This window comes from Caballeronia sp. NCF2 (assembly GCF_023631205.1).
GTDB lineage: Bacteria > Pseudomonadota > Gammaproteobacteria > Burkholderiales > Burkholderiaceae > Caballeronia > Caballeronia zhejiangensis.
In genome coordinates this window covers 1-668 of the sequence record NZ_JALQDN010000025.1, presented here as the reverse complement: position 1 = coordinate 668, position 668 = coordinate 1, and the positions used below count along the sequence as shown (strand labels likewise).

General features: G+C 65.7%; 1 protein-coding gene. It reads right to left on the bottom strand.

Translation table 11 applies throughout. The annotated features are described in order from the left end of the window. Window positions 1-662: site-specific integrase (locus NCS02_RS11065; protein WP_502800875.1), on the bottom strand; the 662-nt coding region annotated here is incomplete at its 3' end. Window positions 663-668: the final 6 nt, after the last annotated feature.

The following is a 668-nucleotide window of genomic DNA, read 5'->3' as shown; positions in this document are numbered from 1 at the left end:
CCGAGATAGAGCAGCGTGAACAGCCATCGGACGCGGTACGCGTGGGCTTTTTCGCGGTCCGTTTCCATAGGCATCGTTGCGATGAAGTCTTTGACCTCCTGCCAGACGCTCGGCTCCAGATACCGGGTGATGCGCGGCGCGGCGTGTCGGGTCCGCTGCCGCGAGAGAGACAGTGGATTGCCGGCGAGGTAACCGGCCTGCACGAGCCACGAGAACATGGCGTTCAGGATGACGGTTGCCTGGCGTTGACTGGACGGTGAGAGCGGCCCATAGAACGGCCGCCAGCGCGCGTCGGTGCGCGCGTGTTTCCGGCCGCCGCCTGCGACCCACGTGGCGACCGGTTGCGGGTCGGCAAGGAAATGTTGATACCGCAGGCAGTCTTCGTGGGTGAGCGAAGAGAGCGGCTTGCCGAGTGCCGTGAGCGACCAGAGCAAGAGCCGCTCGGCTTCCTTGCGGTAGTTCTCGAAGGTCGTCTTGGTGTCGACAAAGCGGGACAGCCACGCCCGGATCGCGTCAAGATCATTGGTCGCTGCGATCTGGGCTCGCCCGGTGGTCGCGCGGTTCAGGCCGGCGCCGCCGTCAAGTTCAGGCGGAATCACCAGCATTTCGAGGGGCACAGGCCGCAGGGCAAGCGGTGGCGACAGGGACGGCGTGAGGCTCAAGGTGGG